Source organism: Streptomyces sp. NPDC091412, from assembly GCF_044756885.1.
In the GTDB taxonomy this organism is placed as follows: Bacteria; Actinomycetota; Actinomycetes; order Streptomycetales; family Streptomycetaceae; genus Streptomyces.
In genome coordinates, this window is record NZ_JBIVTV010000007.1 from 130,090 (window position 1) to 148,353 (window position 18,264).

General features: G+C 71.6%; 14 protein-coding genes and 1 pseudogene. 7 read left to right on the forward strand and 8 right to left on the reverse strand.

The window, feature by feature from the left end; all coding sequences use genetic code 11:
• The first annotated feature begins 37 nt into the window (after nucleotides 1-37).
• A complete protein-coding gene (locus tag ACIQMV_RS19725) occupies nucleotides 38-838 on the forward strand; it encodes an IclR family transcriptional regulator (RefSeq protein ID WP_141367532.1) in 801 nt (266 codons plus the stop codon).
• A gap of 221 nt (nucleotides 839-1,059) precedes the next feature.
• On the opposite strand, the gene hutH is transcribed toward ACIQMV_RS19725, so the two are convergent.
• Together hutH and ACIQMV_RS19735 are read right to left on the reverse strand one after the other, a co-directional pair.
• Nucleotides 1,060-2,613 (reverse strand): histidine ammonia-lyase, encoded by a 1,554-nt coding sequence (gene hutH, locus ACIQMV_RS19730; RefSeq protein ID WP_402594234.1) that lies wholly within the window; start codon nucleotides 2,611-2,613, stop codon nucleotides 1,060-1,062.
• A 148-nt stretch (nucleotides 2,614-2,761) separates the two neighbouring features.
• Nucleotides 2,762-4,189 carry an amino acid permease gene (locus ACIQMV_RS19735; protein WP_402594235.1) on the reverse strand — a complete coding sequence of 476 codons (1,428 nt, stop codon included), beginning with the start codon at nucleotides 4,187-4,189 and terminating at the stop codon, nucleotides 2,762-2,764.
• 142 nt (nucleotides 4,190-4,331) lie between these two features.
• On the opposite strand from ACIQMV_RS19735, the gene ACIQMV_RS19740 reads away from it, so the two are divergent.
• Nucleotides 4,332-5,213 (forward strand): IclR family transcriptional regulator, encoded by an 882-nt coding sequence (locus tag ACIQMV_RS19740; protein ID WP_253266515.1) that lies wholly within the window; start codon nucleotides 4,332-4,334, stop codon nucleotides 5,211-5,213.
• A 19-nt stretch (nucleotides 5,214-5,232) separates the two neighbouring features.
• Here ACIQMV_RS19740 and hutC read toward each other — a convergent pair whose 3' ends face one another.
• A complete protein-coding gene (gene hutC / locus ACIQMV_RS19745) occupies nucleotides 5,233-5,997 on the reverse strand; it encodes a histidine utilization repressor (protein WP_401772171.1) in 765 nt (254 codons plus the stop codon).
• A 289-nt stretch (nucleotides 5,998-6,286) separates the two neighbouring features.
• Between hutC and hutU the strand changes: the two genes are divergently transcribed.
• From hutU to ACIQMV_RS19765, 4 genes are all read left to right on the forward strand, one after another.
• A complete protein-coding gene (hutU, locus tag ACIQMV_RS19750; RefSeq protein ID WP_401772173.1) occupies nucleotides 6,287-7,963 on the forward strand; it encodes a urocanate hydratase in 1,677 nt (558 codons plus the stop codon).
• Nucleotides 7,960-8,964: a formimidoylglutamase gene (gene hutG, locus ACIQMV_RS19755; protein ID WP_402594236.1), complete on the forward strand. Its 1,005-nt coding sequence runs from the start codon at nucleotides 7,960-7,962 to the stop codon at nucleotides 8,962-8,964. The genes hutU and hutG overlap by 4 nt, the downstream gene beginning before the upstream one ends.
• A 98-nt stretch (nucleotides 8,965-9,062) precedes the next feature.
• Nucleotides 9,063-11,435 carry an SCO7613 C-terminal domain-containing membrane protein gene (locus ACIQMV_RS19760; RefSeq protein WP_402594238.1) on the forward strand — a complete coding sequence of 791 codons (2,373 nt, stop codon included), beginning with the start codon at nucleotides 9,063-9,065 and terminating at the stop codon, nucleotides 11,433-11,435.
• A gap of 87 nt (nucleotides 11,436-11,522) precedes the next feature.
• The gene (locus ACIQMV_RS19765) at nucleotides 11,523-12,065 is read left to right on the forward strand and encodes an MOSC domain-containing protein (RefSeq protein ID WP_402594486.1); all 543 of its coding nucleotides are present in this window, start codon (nucleotides 11,523-11,525) and stop codon (nucleotides 12,063-12,065) included.
• A 47-nt stretch (nucleotides 12,066-12,112) separates the two neighbouring features.
• Here ACIQMV_RS19765 and ACIQMV_RS19770 read toward each other — a convergent pair whose 3' ends face one another.
• The 4 genes from ACIQMV_RS19770 to ACIQMV_RS19785 all read right to left on the reverse strand — a co-directional run bounded on the left by ACIQMV_RS19770 (nucleotide 12,113) and on the right by ACIQMV_RS19785 (nucleotide 16,777).
• The gene (locus ACIQMV_RS19770) at nucleotides 12,113-12,655 is read right to left on the reverse strand and encodes a L,D-transpeptidase (protein ID WP_402594240.1); all 543 of its coding nucleotides are present in this window, start codon (nucleotides 12,653-12,655) and stop codon (nucleotides 12,113-12,115) included.
• Between the two features lie 549 nt (nucleotides 12,656-13,204).
• A complete protein-coding gene (locus ACIQMV_RS19775; RefSeq protein ID WP_402594241.1) occupies nucleotides 13,205-14,155 on the reverse strand; it encodes a polysaccharide deacetylase in 951 nt (316 codons plus the stop codon).
• 28 nt (nucleotides 14,156-14,183) lie between these two features.
• Complete coding sequence (locus tag ACIQMV_RS19780) at nucleotides 14,184-15,413, reverse strand: GAF domain-containing protein (protein ID WP_402594242.1); 1,230 nt, start codon at nucleotides 15,411-15,413, stop codon at nucleotides 14,184-14,186.
• Nucleotides 15,410-16,777 (reverse strand): MFS transporter, encoded by a 1,368-nt coding sequence (locus tag ACIQMV_RS19785; RefSeq protein ID WP_402594243.1) that lies wholly within the window; start codon nucleotides 16,775-16,777, stop codon nucleotides 15,410-15,412. The genes ACIQMV_RS19780 and ACIQMV_RS19785 overlap by 4 nt, the downstream gene beginning before the upstream one ends.
• Before the next feature lie 192 nt (nucleotides 16,778-16,969).
• Between ACIQMV_RS19785 and ACIQMV_RS19790 the strand changes: the two genes are divergently transcribed.
• Nucleotides 16,970-17,701, forward strand: a complete 732-nt coding sequence (locus ACIQMV_RS19790) for a GntR family transcriptional regulator (RefSeq protein ID WP_253266512.1) — start codon at nucleotides 16,970-16,972, stop codon at nucleotides 17,699-17,701.
• A 251-nt stretch (nucleotides 17,702-17,952) separates the two neighbouring features.
• On the opposite strand, the pseudogene ACIQMV_RS19795 reads toward ACIQMV_RS19790, so the two are convergent.
• Nucleotides 17,953-18,069, reverse strand: a pseudogene (locus ACIQMV_RS19795) (short-chain dehydrogenase/reductase SDR); the annotation flags it as partial.
• Nucleotides 18,070-18,264: the final 195 nt, after the last annotated feature.

The window sequence follows — 18,264 nt, forward strand, 5'->3', positions numbered from 1 at the left end:
CGGAATCGGCGTTTCGGGACGGACGTACGCTCGCGATATGTCCACGGTCCCCGCCGCAGCACAGGTGCTCGCCGTCCTCCGCTACCTCGCGGCCCAGGCCGGTCCGGTGCCGGCCGCGGCCATCAGCCGCGACGTGGGACTGCCCCGGTCGACGACCTATCACCTGCTCGACACCCTGGCACGCGACGGCTTCGTCGTGCACCTGCCCGAAGAGCGTCGCTACGGCCTGGGGGTCAGTGCCTTCGAACTCGGCTCCGGATACAGCCGCCAGGCACCGTTCCAGCGCCTGGCGCGGGTCCCGCTGGCACAGCTCGCCGACCGTACCGGGCACAACGCGCATCTGGCCGTGTTGCACGGCCGCGAGGTGATCTACGTCATCGAGGAGCGAGCACCGGGACGCGCGCCGCTGGTCACCGAGGTCGGCGTACGGCTGCCGGCACACCTCACCGCCAGCGGCCGGGCCGTGCTGGCGCGTCTGGCGCAGGCCCAGGTCCGCGCACTGTTCCCCGACCCCTCCGCGTTCGTCCTGCGCAACGGGCTCGGACCCACCTCGCTGTCCGCTCTGCGCCACCTCCTCGTGGAAGTACGGCGCCGCGGATACGCGACGGAGGACGGAGAGGTGACGACCGGTTTCTCCTCCGTCGCCGCCCCCGTTCTCGATCACAGCGCCCACCCGATCGCGGGTGTGGCGGTCACCTTCCCGGCCGGGGAAGCGGATCCGGAGCGCCGGCAACGGTTCGCCACGGAGGTGGCCCGGACCGCCCGTGAGCTGAGCCGCCGCGTCGGCGGAGTCACCGACGCGCCACGCCGCCCGGGAGAACCGGCTCTCTCGGCGTAGGAACTCGTACGAGATCGCAGGCCCGCGAGCGCTCGTGCGGCTTCGTCATGTCTCTCACGGCCTCTCACCGCCTCTTACGGCTGTCACGGCCCCTCACGGCTGTCACGGCCTCTCACGGCGAGACGGCCGCGGCCCCGGCGCACCGCGAGGGGCGCGCGGGGGCCGCCGGCTCCTGGATACGGGCCGCCACGGAGAGGGAGGCCGTCAGCAGAGGGAGACCGTCAGCAGAGGCGACCGACCTCGGCCTCGGCCGCGGCAAGGGCCCGGCCGGAGGCCACGTACTGGACGGCCTCCTCGATCTCGGGGGCGAGCCAGCGGTCGGCGCCGGGGCCCTCGACCACCTCGCGCAGACCGTCACGTACCGCGGCGGTGCCCGGTGCCGGAGTCAGCGGGGCGCGCAGATCCAGGGCACGGGCGGCGGTGTAGAGCTCCACGGCGAGGACGCGGGTGAGCCCGTCGAGGGCGCGGCGCAGCTTGCGGGCGGCGGCCCAGCCCATCGAGACGTGGTCCTCCTGCATGGCGCTGGAGGGGATGGAGTCGACGGAGGCCGGCCCGGCCAGGCGCTTGAGCTCGGAGACGATCGCCGCCTGGGTGTACTGGGCGATCATGTGTCCGGAGTCGACGCCCGGGTCCTCGGCGAGGAACGCGTTCAGGCCGTGGTTGCGGGCCACGTCCAGGAAGCGGTCCGTGCGACGCTCGGCGACGGAGGCGACGTCGGCGACCGAGATGGCCAGGAAGTCCAGGACGCAGGCCACGGGCGCGCCGTGGAAGTTGCCGTTGGACTCCACCCGCCCGTCGAGCGTGACCACCGGGTTGTCCACCGCGCTCGCCAGTTCACGGGAGGCCACCAGTTCGGCGTGCGTGAGGGTGTCGCGGGCCGCACCGTGGACCTGCGGGGAGCAGCGCAGCGAGTACGCGTCCTGGACGCGGGTGCACTCCGGACCGCGGTGGCTGGCCGTGATCGCCGAATCGGCGAGCAGCGCCCGCAGGTTGGCGGCACTGTCGGCCTGGCCCGGGTGCGGGCGCAGCGCCTGGAGGTCGGCGGCGAAGACGGCGTCGGTGCCCAGCTGCCCCTCGACGCTCATCGCCGCGGTGATGTCGGCGGTGCGCAGCAGCAGCCGCAGATCGTGGCAGGCCAGGACCAGCATGCCGAGCATGCCGTCGGTGCCGTTGATGAGCGCCAGGCCCTCCTTCTCCTGGAGGACGACCGGGGTGATACCGGCGGCGGCGAGCGCCTCGGCGGCCGGCTTGAGCACCCCCTGGGCGTCCCGGACCTCGCCCTCGCCCATGATCGCCAGTGCGCAGTGTGCGAGGGGGGCGAGGTCGCCGGAGCAACCGAGGGAACCGTACTCGCGCACCACCGGGGTGATCCCGGCGTTGAGCAGCGCGGCGTAGGCCTCGGCGGTCTCCGTGCGAACGCCGGTACGTCCGGTGGCGAGGGTCGACAGGCGCAGCAGCATGAGAGCGCGGACGACCTCACGCTCGACCTCGGGACCGGAGCCCGCGGCGTGGGAGCGCACCAGGCTGCGCTGGAGCTGGGTGCGCAGTTCGGTGGGGATGTGGCGCGTGGCCAGGGCGCCGAAGCCGGTGGAGACACCGTAGTGCGGCACCACGTCGTCGGCCAGACCCTCGATCACTTCGCGACTGCGAGCGATCTCCTTGAGGGCCTCCTCCGCGAGGACCACGGGCGCACCGTGGCGGGCGACGGAAACGACGTCGTCGGCGGAAAGGGGGCCGACCTTCACAACAACAGTCATAAATCCATGAAGTCCCATGTCAGAGCAGCTTCGCGAGGCGCTGACGGCAGTCATTGTCCGGGATCCCAGACATTGCACTCCGGGCGGTGCGAGAACGCCGATGGGGTCCGTCCGGCCGGACGGACCCCATCGGCGTTCGAGGGTGGTGTGCGGTTACCCCCTGCACCTATCCCTGAGCTGCGGAGACGGGTTCCTCCGCCGCCTGCCCGGAGGCCTCGGCGAGGTCCGCGCGGGCACCGCGCGGACGGGCCCACAGGACGTACACGCCCGACAGGAGTGCCAGCCAGACGACGCCGACGATCAGCGCGACACGGGTGCTGTCGGAGAAGGCGAGAAGCCCGAGCACGCCGATCATGAAGGCGATCGTGATGATCTGGCCATAGGGCCAGAACGGGGCCGGGTACTTGAGTGCGGCCTGCTCCTGCGGAGACATCTTGCGGCGGGCGGCGACCTGCGCCACCAGGATCATCAGCCAGACCCAGACGGTGGCGAACGTCGCGATCGAGGCGATGATGACGAAGACGTTCTCGGGCATCAGGTAGTTCAGCAGGACGCCGAGCAGCAGCGCGCCCATCATGATGACCACGGTCAGCCACGGCGCCCCGTTGCGGGAGACCCGGCGCAGGGCCGTGGGAGCCTGGCCGCGCTCGGCCATGCCGTACATGATGCGGCCGGCGGCGAAGATGTCGCTGTTGATCGCGGACAGGGCCGCGGTGATGACCACCAGGTTCAGCACGGTCGCCGCGGACTTGATGCCGAGGCCGACGAAGATCTGGACGAACGGGCTGCCCGAGGAGTCGACGTTCTGCCAGGGGTTGAGCGACATGATCACCGCGATGGTCAGCACGTAGAACAGCACGATGCGCAGGGGGATCGTGTTGACGGCGCTCGGGATCGTCCTCTCCGGGTCCTGGGCCTCTCCGGCGGTGACGCCGATGATCTCGGTGCCGCCGAAGGCGAACATCACCACGGCCAGGGACATGACGACTCCGTGGACTCCGTGTGCGAAGAACCCGCCGTTGTTCCAGAGGTTCGACACCCCTACGTGGGCGCTGCCGGTGTGGATGCCGAAGACGAGGATCGCCACACCGGCGATGATCATCGCGATGATGGCGACGATCTTTACCAGGGAGAGCCAGAACTCCAGCTCACCGAAGACCTTGACGCTGAACAGGTTCATCACGCCGACGACGCCGACGACCGCCAGCACCCAGATCCAGCGCGGTACGCCGGGGAACCAGAAGCCCATGTACACGCCGAACGCGGTGACATCGGCCAGACAGACGATGACCAGCTCGAAGGCGTAGGTCCATCCGGTCGCGAACCCGGCGAGCGGGCCGAGGTACTTGGTGGCGTACTCACCGAACGATCCCGCGCACGGGTCGCTCACCGCCATCTCGCCGAGGGACCGCAGGACCAGGAAGACGGCTGCTCCGCCGATCAGATAGGCCAGGAGGACCGCGGGACCGGCAGCCTTGATGGATTCGGATGATCCATAGAAGAGCCCTGTCCCGATCGCTGAACCCAGCGCAAGGAAGCGGATGTGCCGGGACTTGAGTCCCCTGGTCAAGGTCGTCGCCGTGTCCTTGGTCAACGTAGTGCTCCTCGGGGACGGGAGGTCCCGGACGGGTGAGAAGTGGGTAGGGGTGCCCCCGGCGGCGACGGCCGCCGCGCCCACAGAACGAACGAAGGCCTTGTATATTCCTGTATAGACAGGCACGTCAATAGGTGAACCAGTGAGCGGACACGAGATCATCGAGACGAAATCGAGCAGCACCTCGCCCGCGGTCGGGCGGGCGCTGGACATCCTGCTGCACCTCGCCAGCCGCTCGGGCCCCGCGCAGGCCGGCGCGCTGGCCCGGGACCTGGGCATCCCGCGCTCGTCCGTCTACCACATCCTCTCGGTACTGGTCGATCGCGGATTCGTCACCTACGTCCCGAAGGAGCAGGCGTACGGCCTGGGCGTCGCGTCCTTCGAGATCGGCTCCGCCTATCTGCGCCACGAACCGCTGGAGCGCCTCGCGCGCCCGATCCTGCGCAGCCTGGCCCATCGACTGGGCCAGACCGTGCACCTGGGCATCCTCTACGGCGCGGAGTCGGTCTACCTGCTCAAGGAGCGGCCGCCCGCGGGCCAGGGCGGCGACGTCGACGTCGCCCTCGTCACCGACATCGGGGTCCGGCTGCCGGCGCACCTGACGGCCAACGGCCGGTCGATCCTCGCTCACTGCGGCGAGGCGCAACTGCGCGCCCTCTTCCCGCGGCCGGGGAACCTCGTCACCCGCACCGGCAAGGGCCCGCGCTCACTGTCCGAGCTGCGGAGCCTGCTGGCGCGCGACCGTGAGCGCGGCTGGTCGGAGGAGATCGAGCTGGTCTCCGAGGGGCTCCGCTCGGTGGGGGTGGCGGCGTTCGACCACAACGAGCGGCCCGTGGCGGCCCTCAGCAGCACATGGAGCCGGCACTACAGCCGTCATGACGCGGACCATGTGCGGCACGTGCTGCAACAGGGGGCGGCACGGCTGACGGCCGCGGTGTCCGGCCGCGCTCCCTCGGGTCCGGCGGCCGGCAGCGGGGCGCAGGATCCGTCCCCGGGGCAGCGGCGCTCCGCGGACGCGGCATGACCCGTGCGCGGCTCGGCGGTCAGTGCGTGTCGAACGTGCCCTCGAGGCGATACCGGGAACCGGGATGGAGCAGCCGCGCGACGCTGACGAGCGCGCCCTGCGACCAGGTGCGGCGCTGGATCAGCAAGCACGGCTCCGACTCCTCGACGCCCAGGATCGCGCACTCCTCCGCGGACGGCAGGACCGCCTCCACGATGTGCTCCCCCTTGCCCAGCGGCGCGACCTCGGAGAGGAACGTGAACGGCGTGCGCCGGGTGAAGTCCTGCTCCAGGTAGCCGGGGGCGAAGTCCGGGTTGACGTAGCGGTCCTCCAGCTGGATGGCCACGTCGCCCTCGAAGTGCACCACTCGCGACCGGAAGACCGTGTGCCGCTCGCCGAGGCCGAACTGCGCGCTGATCTTCCCTGCTTCCTCCTCGCGCAAGGACAGCACCCGGGCGTGGTAGCGGTGGCCGCGGCGGCGGACCTCGTCGGCGATGTTGTGCACCTCGACCAGGGCGGAACTGCCCTTGTTCAGGGCCACGAAGGTACCCACCCCCATGACCCGCCGGAGCAGGCCCTGCGCGGTCAGCTCGCGCAGCGCGCGGTTGATCGTCATGCGGGACAGGCCGAGTGACTCGACGAACTGGTTCTCCGACGGCAAGGCGTCGCCCTCGCGCCAGCGACCGCTGGTGATCTGCTCGGTCACGAGGTCCTTCACCCGCTGGTACGCGGGAGTCGAACCCGGCGTCTGTTCCTCGTACAGACGGGCGAGGTCCGCACCCTCCACGGCCACGCCGTTCACCATCCTCGTCACCCTTGGTCCCCCCTGAGCCCGGCCGGCGGGCTGTCGGAAAAATTCTAGGGGAAGCGCCTTCGTCCCCGTCCGCCGAGCTGGTGCGTGCCTGCCCGCCGAGCCGGTCCGCTCCCGTACGCCGAGCCGGTCCGTCGTCCCCGCCCGCCGAACCGGTCCGTCCCCGTCCGCCGAGCCGGCTTCTCGGATCCGAGAAATCCGGGCGACGTGCCTGGCCGCCGGTGTGCCCCTCACGTGTCATGGGGGCACGGAACAAGGTTCGACATCCCACCCAGGAGACAGCATGGCCGGCGATTCCCCAGAGGCCCGCAGCATCCGCGCCCCCCGCGGCTCCGCACTGAACTGCCTCGGCTGGCAGCAGGAAGGCGCCCTGCGGATGCTCATGAACAATCTCGACCCCGAGGTCGCCGAGCACCCGGAGGAACTGGTCGTCTACGGCGGCACCGGCAAGGCCGCCCGCAACTGGGCCGCCTACGACGCCATCGTCCGCACCCTCAAGACGCTGAAGAGCGACGAGACCCTTCTCGTGCAGTCCGGCAAGCCGGTCGGTGTCATGCGCACCCACGAGTGGGCACCGCGGGTGCTCCTCGCCAACTCCAACCTGGTCGGCGACTGGGCCAACTGGGAGGAGTTCCGGTCCCTGGAGGCGCAGGGCCTGACCATGTACGGCCAGATGACGGCCGGTTCCTGGATCTACATCGGCAGCCAGGGCATCCTCCAGGGCACCTATGAGACCTTCGGCGCCGTCGCCCGGAAGAAGTTCGACGGCACGCTCGCGGGCACCATCACGCTCACCGCCGGCGTCGGCGGCATGGGTGGCGCCCAGCCGCTCGCCGTGACGATGAACGACGGCGTCGCCATCTGCGTCGACGTCGACCGCACGCGCATCGAGCGCCGCATCGCCCACCGCTACCTCGACGTCGCGGCGGACAGCCTGGACCACGCGCTCCAGCTCGCCATCGAGGCCCGGGACGCCCGCAAGCCGCTGTCCATCGGCCTCACCGGCAACGCCGCGGAGATCTTCCCGAAGCTGCTGGAGATGGGCGCGCCCATCGACATCGTGACCGACCAGACCTCGGCGCACGACCCGCTGTCCTACCTCCCCATCGGCGTGAGCGTCGAGGAGTGGCACGAGCAGGCCCGCAAGGACCCGGCCGACTTCACCGAGCGCTCCCGCACGTCCATGGCCCGGCACGTCGAGGCGATGGTCGGCTTCCTCGACAAGGGTGCCGAGGTCTTCGACTACGGCAACTCCATCCGCGACGAGGCCCGCAAGGCCGGCTACCAGCGCGCGTTCGACTTCCCCGGCTTCGTCCCGGCGCACATCCGCCCGCTGTTCGAGGAGGGCCTCGGCCCGTTCCGCTGGGCCGCCCTGTCCGGCGACCCCAAGGACATCGAGGCCACGGACAAGGCCATCATGGAGCTGTTCCCGGAGAACGAGCACCTGCACCGCTGGATCAAGATGGCCGGTGAGCGCGTGGCCTTCGAGGGCCTGCCCGCCCGCATCTGCTGGCTCGGCTACGGCGAGCGCCACCGCGCCGGCCTGAAGTTCAACGAGATGGTCGCCTCCGGCGAACTGTCCGCTCCGATCGCCATCGGCCGTGACCACCTGGACTCCGGCTCCGTCGCCTCGCCGTACCGCGAGACCGAGTCGATGCTCGACGGATCCGACGCCATCGCCGACTGGCCGCTGCTCAACGCCCTGGTGAACACCTCCTCCGGCGCCTCCTGGGTCTCCATCCACCACGGCGGAGGCGTCGGCATGGGCCGCTCCATCCACGCCGGCCAGGTCTGCATCGCCGACGGCACCGACCTCGCGGCCCAGAAGCTCTCCCGCGTGCTGACCAACGACCCCGGCATGGGCGTCATCCGCCACGTGGACGCCGGCTACGAGCACGCCACCTCGGTGGCTCAGCAGCGCGGCGTGCGCGTCCCGATGGCCGAGAGCGGCACGGAATGAGCACGGACCACACCGCGATACCTGCCGGCACCGCGACGGTGACAGCGGATGTGGCGCCGGCGCCCTGGACGGGCCGGGACGACGGGCCCGGGGCCGACAACCTGCGCTGGCACCACGTGGTCGGCCTCGAACCCCATGACGCCGAACCGGGGGACGTCGCGTTCGTCGGCTTCCGCAGCGACGAGGGAGTCCGGCGGAACAAGGGCCGTCAGGGTGCGGCGGACGGCCCGCGCGCGCTGCGCGGCGCCCTCGCGTCCATGGCGCTGCCGGCGCCGGTACGGGCGCTGGACGCCGGCGACATCGAGGTGGCCGACGGCAACCTGGAGAACGGGCAGCGCCGACTGGGCCGGGTACTCACCTCGCTCGTCGACCGCGGCCACCCCGTGGTGGTGCTCGGCGGCGGCCACGAAGTCGCCTACGGCAGCTACCTGGGGCTGGCCGGCACCCGCGCCCTGCACGAGGGCGCTCGTCTCGGGGTGCTGAACCTCGACGCGCACTTCGACCTGCGCGACGACGTCCGGCCCAGCTCCGGCACACCGTTCCTCCAGATGGCACACGGCGAGGAGCAGCGCGGACAGCGGCTGAACTACTGGGTGCTCGGAGTGAGCCAGCCGAGCAACACCACCCGTCTCTTCCACACCGCGGACAGGCTCGGGGTGCGGTACCTGCTCGACACCGAGTGCGGCCTGCCCGACCTCCAGCGCGTCGACGCGTTCATCGACGAGTTCCTCGCGACCTGCGACGTCGTGCACATGAGCATCGACCTCGACGTGCTCCCCGCCGGTACGGCTCCGGGGGTGAGTGCCCCGGCCGCCTACGGGGTGCGGATGGAGGTCGTCGAGCACGTCTGCGCCGCGGTGGCGGCGAGCGGGAAGCTGGCCGTCTGCGACGTCGCCGAGCTGAATCCGGACCTCGACGTCGACCACCGCACGGCGCGGGCAGGCGCCCGGCTGGTCCACCGCATCCTGACCACCAGGAGCGCGACCGCCCGCCGGGCGTGACCTTCGAGCCGGTCGCCAGGCTGTGCGAGCGAGAAGGCCGCAGCCTGGCGACCTCCGTCTGAGTACGGACCTGAGTACGCGCGCTCATGCTCCGCGGCATGGCGCGCGCCACACTCCTCGGCATGACCCACCTACCGCCACCGGCCGAGGAGTTGCGGATCCTCGACGCGGAGTTGTGGCAACTCGACGCCCGCCGGACCCAGTTGCTGGCCCGCCGCGCCTACTTGATCGGTCTCCTCCAGCCGGCCCTCCCGCCCGCTCCGCCCGGGGCGCCGCGGCCCGAGACCACCGCGCCCCGGGTGCAGAACGTGCTCCTCGTCCTCGGCGGCGTCCTGCTGACCGTCGCCGCGATCGCGTTCACCCTGGTCAGCTGGGGGCACCTGGGGATCGCCGGGCGGTCTGCGGTACTCGCCACGGTGACCGTGGCGGCGCTCGGCGCTCCCGTGCTGCTGCTGAAGCGCGGGCTGGGCTCGACGGCGGAGGCGCTGGCGGGCCTCGGTCTGGCGCTGACGGTGCTCGACGCGTACGCCTTGCACGAGGTCGCGCTGACGGCCACCGACGGCACCGGGTATGCGGCCGTCGCGGCGACGGTCCTGGCCGGGGCGTGGTGGGGGTACGGCAAGGGATTCGCTTCCCTGCGCGTCCCCGTCCCCGCGGCGCTGGCCGCCACCCAGTTTCCGCTGCTGCTGTGGGCGGTGGCGGCCGGCCCGGATCCGTACGCGATCACGGCCGCGTTGTTGCTGACGGCCGCGTTCGACACGGTCGTCGCACTCCGGACGTCCACGAGGTCCCTGCGCGTCTGCGCCGCCATCGGCTCGTACGGGACGGGCGGTTGGGGCGTGGTGGCGGCCGGCGTGCTCTCCTTGGAGGCCTCGGGACCGAGCGCCGCCGCCCGTGCGGCGGCGCTCCTCGCCCTCGCGGCGGCGATCGCGCTGTACGCCGCGTGGCGCGCTCCGCGGCAGGGCCTTGCGGTCGGCGTCGCGGTGGCCGGCGGGCTGCTCCTGGTCGCGGCGCTCGGCGGCATCCCGCGCGCGTCGCTGCCCGGGGTGTGGACGGTGCCCGGCTATCTGGCCTGCGGGGTCGGGCTACTGTCGGCCGTCCGCGCTCCGCTCCCGGAACCCGTGCGGCGCGGTGCCGTCCGGGCGTCGGCCGCCGTCCAGACCCTGGCGATGGTGTGGGCGCTGCCCCTGGTCGTCGTGGCGCTGTGGGGTCCGGTCGGCTGGACGGGACGGATCTGGTCGGGGGCGCCGTCGGATCTGCGCACCGCGGTGACGGTCTGGGCACCCTGGCCGGCGGACGCGGCGGCCGCGCCGCTGGTGCTCGCGGTTGTCGCGGCGGTGCTGGCCGTGGCGGCCCGCGTCACCACGACCCGGCGCGACCCGGCCGCGGCCGGTGCCGCGGTCCTGGTCTGGGCGACCGCGCTCGTCTTCCCGGCCGCCCTGCAACTCCCTTATGTGATCGGCCTGTTCGCGCAGGGGCTGACGGTCGTGGCGGCGCTGGCCGTGGCGGCGTACGCGCCTCGGACGCCGACGTCCCGCACCGCCGTCCTCCTCTCCCTGTTCACCGCGGCCGGCCTCGCACTCCTCTCGCTCGCCTCCCAGGGCGCCACCCTGGCCGTGCTCGCCGCGCTGACGGCGGTCTTCGCGGTGGCCGCCGCACACCCGCGCCTGACCGCCGTCTGCGCGAGCGCGTCCCTGGCCGGTGCGGCGGGTCTCGCCTGTGCGGTGGGTGCCGCAGCGGGCCGGCCGCCCGCGCACACGGCGCTGCTGGTCCTGGTCGTCCCGGCCGCAGCGGCCCTGCTCGCGGCGCGGGTCCCGCGGACCGGGGTGCCGGTCGAGGTCACGGGCGCCGTCGCGGGGCTGCTGGCCGTCGGGCTGGCCGTCACCGACGCGCCCGTGCTGGCCCTCGTACTGGCCCTGTGCGGGGTGATCGCGGCGGGCACCGCCGTGCGCGCCGACCGCCGTCAGATGGGGTACGTCGCCGCCGCGCTGTTCGTGCTGGCCACCTGGGTGCGGCTCGGGTCGTGGGCCGTGGGCGCCCCGGAGGCGTACACCCTGCCGGTGACCGTCCCGGCGCTGGTCGTGGGCTTCGTCCGGCGCCGTCGGGACCCGGAGGCGTCGTCGTGGACGGCGTACGGTCCCGGGCTGTCGGCGACGCTCGTGCCGAGCCTGCTCGCGGCGTGGGCCGACGCGGACTGGCCGCGCCCCCTGCTGCTCGGCACGGCGGCCGTCGCCCTCACCCTGCTGGGTGCCCGCCACCGGCTCCAGGCGCCGCTCGTCCTCGGCGGGAGCGTGCTCGTGCTGGACGCGCTGCACGAACTCGCCCCCTACCTGGTGCAGTTGGCGGGCGTACTCCCCCGCTGGCTGCCTCCCGCGTTCGCCGGGCTGCTGCTGCTCGTGCTGGGCGCGACGTACGAGGAGCGGCTCCGGAACGCCCGCCGGGTGCGGGACGTACTGGGGCGGATGCGCTGAGGGACGGCCACGTAATCCGGACGGCGAGCGTCGGGAGACCCCCTAGGCTCATGGTTGACCATGGTGACGGCAGAGGGGGTCCAGAACATGAGCGGGACAGTGACGGCAGTCAGCCGGAACGGGGAGTACTCGTTCACCAAGCCGAACAGAGACAGCATCACACTGCTCGCCGGGCTCGGTGTGGAGGGGGACGTGCACGCCGGTGTGACGGTCAAGCACCGGTCGCGCGTCGCGCAGGATCCCACCCAACCGAATCTGCGCCAGGTCCACCTCATCCACGAAGAGCTCTTCGACGAGGTCGGCGAAGAAGGGTTCACGGTGGCGCCCGGCGAACTCGGCGAGAACATCACTACGCGCGGCATCGATCTGCTCGGTCTGCCGGTCGGCACCTTGCTGCGTGTCGGCGACTCCGCGGTCCTGGAGGTCACCGGCCTGCGCAATCCCTGTCGGCAGATCGACACCTTTCAGGACGGCTTGCTGAAGCAGGTCGTCGGCCGCGACGAGGCGGGGAACATCGTGCGCAGAGCCGGAATCATGACCATCGTGAGGGAAGGCGGCGTGACGCGTCCCGGCGACACGATCGAAGTGGAACTGCCCAGCGGTCCGCACCGGCCCCTGGACCGGGTCTGACGTGACTCCCCGCGCGGACCGTGACATGAGCAGTCGAGGCGCCGGGGCTACGGGCCGCTCCGGTGGTCGGCGAGGCTGCCGGTGTTCTTGACGATCACCGTGTCGCCGGGCCGGCTGAAATCGTAGAAGCGGTGGGCGTCCGCCGTGTTCAGGTGGATGCAGCCGTGGGAAGTGTCGGTCCGGCCGATGACACGGTCCCACGGTGCGGCGTGGACGAACACTCCCGCGCTGGTCAGGCGCACGGCCCAGTGGACCGTGAGGACGTAGTACTCGGGGTTGCCCGGATCACAGGTGATGTTCGCACTGCACGAGGTCATCGTGATGACGGCGTCCTTGCCCAGCACGTGGAACGTTCCGGACGGCGTCGAGAAGCCGGACTTTCCGAAGCCGACGGCGAAGGTCATCACCGTGCGGCCGTGATCCGTGACGGTCATCCGGTGGGTCGCCGCGTCGATCGTGGAAACGTGGCCCCCGGAGGCCGCCCGGGCGGGACCGGCGCCCAGCGTCAGGACCGCCGCGAGGGCGCCGACCAGTACGAACCGGGTGGCATCACGAAGGCGTGGACGTGGAACCTGGCGTTGGTGTGCCATTTCTGATCACCGCCGCTCTCTGCGTGAACAGGATATTCCGCCCCCTCCCAGTCGGCTTCCGCGAGCATCTCCTCCGAGAGCGTCCACAGGCGCCGGGCGCCCGCCGGGTCGATGGCGCAGCAGGTCACGCCGTGGAGGCGGGCAGCATCGCTCTCGCCCTGTTGTCGTCGGCGCCGCCGTTTCGCGCGGCCGCCGTTTCGCGCGCCGGACAGCGAATCGCCCCCACGGGCGCCGGAGACGCTCACGGAGCGGGCGCTGTGTCCGGCCGTGCCGGCGGCGCACCCGCTGGGGCGCGGACCTGCGCGGACAGCGGTGGATCGCCGTTTCGTCGTCCGGCGCGGACGGGCTGACGGGGGTGTGGCCGGGCCTGCGGGAGCGCACCGAGATCGCGCACACGGCCCGCGACTGGCCGGCGGGACTGCATCCGGTGGCCCCCTGGTGAGCGACGCCGCGGTGGCCCCCACCGGCCAGGGGCCATCGCGTACAGGTCGGCGACCCGTACGCGATGGGTTTCCAGGCGATCCCCGACGCCGTCCGCCGCGGGCGGGCTCAGCGCATGTCGGCCGGCCGGGCGGGCCCGTCGAAGGGGAAGCGGCGGCGGAAGTCGTCCGCCGCGTCCTCCAGCGTGCAGAAGCCGACCCCGTCGTGCCCGGAGACGTAGTCGATGAAGCGCTCCAGCATGAGCAGCACCTGGGGGCGGCCGCTCACGTCGGGGTGCAGCGTGATCGGCAGGACCGCGTAGTCCAGCTCCCGGTGGACCCAGTCGAACTGGTCCTTCCAGTCCTGCTCCAGGACCCGCGGGCTGACGTAACCGTGACTGTTGTGGGCGTGCTTGTTGAACATCATCGGCGGCAGGTCGTCGACGTACCAGTTGCCGCAGAACTCGACGAGATCGACCTCGTGACCGTGGATCAGGGGCTTCATCCAGTCCTTGGCCTCGGCGGTGTAGTCGATCTTGGTCCATTGGTCGCCCACGCGGGCGTAGAAGGGCGTGAAGTCGCGGTAGTTCTGCGAGTGATCGTAGGAGAAGCCGTACTTGTGCAGGAGTTCCGCGGTGTACGGCGACATCTCCCACCAGGGCGCGACATAGCCGCGCGGCTTGCGTCCGGTGTACTGCTCGATGAGCTCCACGCACTTGGCGAGGACGTCCTCCTCCTGCTGCGGGGTCATCGCGATCGGGTTCTCGTGCGAGTAGCCGTGGGCGCCGATCTCATGGCCCGCCTCCACGACCATCCGGGTCTGCTCGGGGAAGGTCTCGATGGAGTGGCCCGGGATGAACCAGCTCGTGCGTATGCCGTACCGCTCGAACAGCTTCAGCAGGCGCGGGGTGCCGACCTCGCCCGCGAAGACGCCGCGCTGGATGTCGTTCGGGGAGTCCTCGCCGCCGTAGGAGCCGAGCCAGCCGGCGACGGCGTCCACATCGACACCGAGGGCGATCCTGATGTCCTTGGTGGCCGTGGGGCCCGTCGCCGTGGCCCGGGTGGTGTTTTCCTGCGTCACAGTGCGCATTGCCTTTCGTGCGAAGAGGTCAGAGTCGGTGGTCGAGGGCGCTGTGGATGCGGGCCGTGGCGGCGGACAGCGCGGCGGTGTCGGCGTCGGACCAGCCGCGTTCCTCCATGCTGTGCACGGAGAGCCAGCCCGCGAGGGCTCCGTCGCGTTCGACGGGGCCGAGCATCTGCGCGTGTACTCCGTAGACGTCGATCAGCGCCTGCGGCGGGTGCGGGATCGCCTCGAAGTGCGGCTGGACGAGAGGGGTCCGGTTGCGCTCCAGCCACTCGACGGTGTTCAACCGCCGCTGGTCGAGGGAGGCGTCACGGCGGATGGACCGCACGCCCTCGCGGTGCTCCTCGCCCGCCGTGAGATCGACGTGCAGCCCGTGCTCGGGCAGGTCGACACGGAAGGTGGTGCGGTCGGCGCCGGTCGCGGCGAGCAGGTCCGCCAGCACCTCCTGGAAGCGGGCGCGCAGGCTGCCGGTGCGCAGCAGGTCGCCGTGGCCGGGGAGCGCGGGGGCGGCGCCGGCCAGGTCCAGCGACTTCCACAGGGTCGCGGTGACACTGTCGAACACCGGGAGTTTCAGCTCCTGTTCGAGTTGCTCGGCGACCCCGGCGCCGTGCACGTTGGTGCAGACGACGGCGACCGCGTGGGCGTCCCCGCGCGCGGCGCCGCGGACCTGGCGGGCGACCTCGCCCTCCGGGACGCGGGCGAATGCCTCGTTGTCGCTGATCCCGAACGGCTCGGCCGCCAGGGTGCAGACGACGCCCTCCTTGGCGTACGTCGCCGCGATCCGCTCGGCCACGTCGCGGGTGTAGGGCAGGGCGAGCCCCAGCCGGGTGACGCCGTACGCGGCGCAGGCGTCGAGCAGCGCGAGGGTGGAGGTGGTGGCGGGCACGCCGGTGGCCTCGGTGATCGCGGCGCACAGTGCGCGGTCGCGGTCGACGCCGAGCCAGGAGCCGGAGGTGCCGTTCCAGGCGATCACATCGACCTTGGCGTCGGCGAGTTGCCGGGCGGCGGCGAGCATCGGCGCGGTGTCGAACTGGGCGTCGCAGCCGTCGTCCAGCGCGATGCGGGTGACGGGCACGCGGGCGAAGTGCGCCGTCACACGGGCGTCGGCGCCGCTGGTTCCCAGCAGCCGGTATGTCACCGGTTCCAGGCAGGTGTTGGAGGACGGGGTGAGCATGCCCAGTCGATGGGGCAGCCCGTCGGGCTTCGCGCGCGTGAGCGCCGTCGTCATGGTCGAGGTCGTCGGGGGCGTCGTCATCGGGTCGTGAGCCTCCTGCTGCAGTCGAGGGCGAGGGACGACGCGGTGAAGAGCACACCCGCGCCGACGAAGTACAGAAGGGCCCAGGTGTAGGAGCCCGTGCCGCCGACGATGAAGCCCACGACGATCGGTGTGACGATGCCGGCGATGTTCCCGGAGAGGTTCATGGCGCCGCCGACGATCCCGGCGTTGGCGCGGCCCGCGAGGATGGACGGCAGCGACCAGTACAGGCCCGCCCAGCGCAGGAAGAACAGCACGGTGGAGAGCAGGACGACGGCCGTGACGGCGTCCGGCACCAGCACCACGCCGAGCAGCCCGGCGACGACGACGGCACCGGCCGCACCCAGCAGGGTGCGCATGACCGTGTTGACCGGGGTGCCCTTGGCCTGCCAGCGGTCGGACAGCCATCCGCCGGCGAGTTCCCCGACGAATCCGGCGCCGAAGATGGCGAGAGTGGACCAGCCGAGCGTCGAGATGTCGAAGCCCTTGGCCTCGGAGAGGTAGAGGGGCCCCCAGGTGAGCAGCCCGTAGAAGACGCCGTTGAAGCCCATCCAGCCCAGGCACATCGCCCAGAAGGAACGGTGCCTGAGGTAGGGCAGCAGCCCGGCGCGGCCGCCCTTCTCCCCTTGCGCGTCCTCCTCGGCGTGGGCCTGTTCGATGTACGTGGCCTCGGCTTCGTTGACCCGGGGATGCTCGCGCGGGGTGTTGCGGATGTACCAGGCCGCGTAGAGCCCGACGACGGAGGTCAGCACACCGGCGATGACGAAGCTGACGCGCCAGCTGCCGGTCCAGGTGATCAGACCGGAGATGAGGACGCCGCCGAGCGCCGCGCCGAGCGGAGCGCCGCCGTCCAGCAGCACCGCGCCCCTGCCGCGCTCCCGGGCGGGCAGCCATTGGGCGTTGAGCTTGCCGCCGGCCGGCATCACGGGGGCTTCGACGGCGCCGAGCGCGAGTCGCAGTCCGAGCAGGGAGCCCGCACTCGTCGCGCCGGCGGTGAGCGCTTGGACGACGCCCCAGCCGACGCAGGAGCCGGATGCCATGAACCGGGCGCCGAAGCGATCGATCAGCCAGCCGCTGGGCAGTTGCATCAGCGCGTACGTCCAGAAGAACGCGCTCAGGACGAAGCCGGTGGTCTCCTTGGAGAGGCCGAGATCCTTCGTGATCAGTGGCAGGGCCACCGAGACGGAGCTGCGGTCGATGTAGTTGAGCGCGACGACACCGAGGAGCAGCACGAACATGGTCCAGCGCACCCGGCTGGGCCGGCCGCCCGCGGGGGAGGCGGAACCGGGCGCGGTTTCGGCATCCGCCTCCCGGGCGCTCCCCGGGGCGGTCCCTGAGGTGGGCTGTCTTGCTGAGGCACTCATGGTGAACCCTCGTTTCAGCAGGGGACAGGAGGTGAAAAGGGCATGGTCCGGCGCCCGGGCAGGACGGGGTCCGGGCGGGACCAGGACAGCTGCAGCAACGTCACAGCCAGGCCGTTCGTCGGCTTGGTATACCTAAAATGAAGGTGCGAGAACTCCCCCGTCAAGGTTTTGGTATACCTTAATTTCCTCGATATGCCCGGAGGCCTTGTGAACCCGAAGAAGACCGCGGCGGCCGGCGCCGCCCCGGCGGCACAGCAGTCCGCCGCCGCCTCGGCCACCGGTTCGATGTGGCTGCGCGACCAGGTCTGCGAAGGCCTGCGCGACCGCATCATCACGGGCCGCCTGAGACCGGGAGACCGCCTCATGGAGCGCGAGGTGGCGGACGAGTTCGGGGTGTCACGCGTGCCGGTGCGCGAGGCGATCCGCATCCTGTTGTCCGAGGGGTTCCTCCAGGCGCTCTCACCCCGCCGCATCGTCGTGCGCGGTATGACCCGGGAGGACGTCGAGAACCTCTTCGACATGCGCGAGGCCCTGGAGGTCCTGGCGGCGCGCCGCGCCACCGAGCGCGCGACCGCGGACCAGCTTCAGCACCTGGCCAAGCTGTTGCAGGCGGCACGGCGGGCCACCATGTCCGGGACGCCCGAGCGCATCTCGCGCGCCAACACCGCCTTCCACCATCAGATCATGGAACTCGCCGGCAACGACCTCCTCAGCACCACGCTCGGCTCGCTCGAAGGACGACTGCGCTGGCTCTTCCAGCAGATCGACGATCCCCACCCGCTGTGGGACGACCACCGTGGGCTGTACGAGGCGATCGCGGCCGGAGACGCGGAACGCGCCGCGGACCTCTCACTGCGGCACATCCAGCACTACCGAGAGGTCGCGCTGAGAGTGCTGTTCGAGGAGCCGCCCTCCCGCCCGTGAACAGCCGAGCCCGCGCGCTCACGCCCACTCGACCGAATGCACGCCGCCCGCGTACCCGACCTTCACACGGGCGGCTTCCGGCACGCCGGGGTCTCCGCCTGGCCTCGGTCGGCCCCGGTGGGTCGATGGGCCACAGCGACCTGCTGCTGAAGGAGCTCCCCCACCCACGTCACCGACGCGTCCCGGCTCCTCGCCACGGGGCGCCGAGCCGCCCGGTCAACCGCTTCCCGACCGGAGTGCCGCGACGTCGGTCACCAGGGCAGCGGCCCCGTCACGTCGAAGTACCCGCCGGTGGGGCCGTCCGGGTCCGGCTGTGCCATGCGGACGAGGATTTCGGCGCCCTCCTCGACCGTCTGGATCCCGGTGTTCCAGCGACCTGCGGATCATGGTCTACACGGCCGAACCCGGCACCGAGGACGCCGAACGCCTCGCCCTTCTCACCGTCCTCGGCACCCAGGACCTCGTCACCCCCGCCACCTGAGCATCCCGCCGGACACGGCCTTGGCCTGCCTCGATCGCGATTTTGCCTATATGTATTAGGCAAATGCATAATGACTGTCGGG

Excerpts from the sequence above, each read along its gene's own strand:
- ACIQMV_RS19725 (WP_141367532.1), top strand. The coding sequence starts at position 38 with ATGTCCACGGTCCCCGCCGCAGCACAGGTGCTCGCCGTCCTCCGCTAC.
- hutH (WP_402594234.1), bottom strand. The coding sequence starts at position 2,613 with ATGGGACTTCATGGATTTATGACTGTTGTTGTGAAGGTCGGCCCCCTT.
- hutC (WP_401772171.1), bottom strand. The coding sequence starts at position 5,997 with ATGGTGAACGGCGTGGCCGTGGAGGGTGCGGACCTCGCCCGTCTGTAC.
- hutU (WP_401772173.1), top strand. The coding sequence starts at position 6,287 with ATGGCCGGCGATTCCCCAGAGGCCCGCAGCATCCGCGCCCCCCGCGGC.
- hutG (WP_402594236.1), top strand. The coding sequence starts at position 7,960 with ATGAGCACGGACCACACCGCGATACCTGCCGGCACCGCGACGGTGACA.
- ACIQMV_RS19760 (WP_402594238.1), top strand. The coding sequence starts at position 9,063 with ATGGCGCGCGCCACACTCCTCGGCATGACCCACCTACCGCCACCGGCC.
- ACIQMV_RS19765 (WP_402594486.1), top strand. The coding sequence starts at position 11,523 with ATGAGCGGGACAGTGACGGCAGTCAGCCGGAACGGGGAGTACTCGTTC.
- ACIQMV_RS19770 (WP_402594240.1), bottom strand. The coding sequence starts at position 12,655 with ATGGCACACCAACGCCAGGTTCCACGTCCACGCCTTCGTGATGCCACC.
- ACIQMV_RS19780 (WP_402594242.1), bottom strand. The coding sequence starts at position 15,413 with ATGACGACGCCCCCGACGACCTCGACCATGACGACGGCGCTCACGCGC.
- ACIQMV_RS19785 (WP_402594243.1), bottom strand. The coding sequence starts at position 16,777 with ATGAGTGCCTCAGCAAGACAGCCCACCTCAGGGACCGCCCCGGGGAGC.
- ACIQMV_RS19790 (WP_253266512.1), top strand. The coding sequence starts at position 16,970 with ATGCCCGGAGGCCTTGTGAACCCGAAGAAGACCGCGGCGGCCGGCGCC.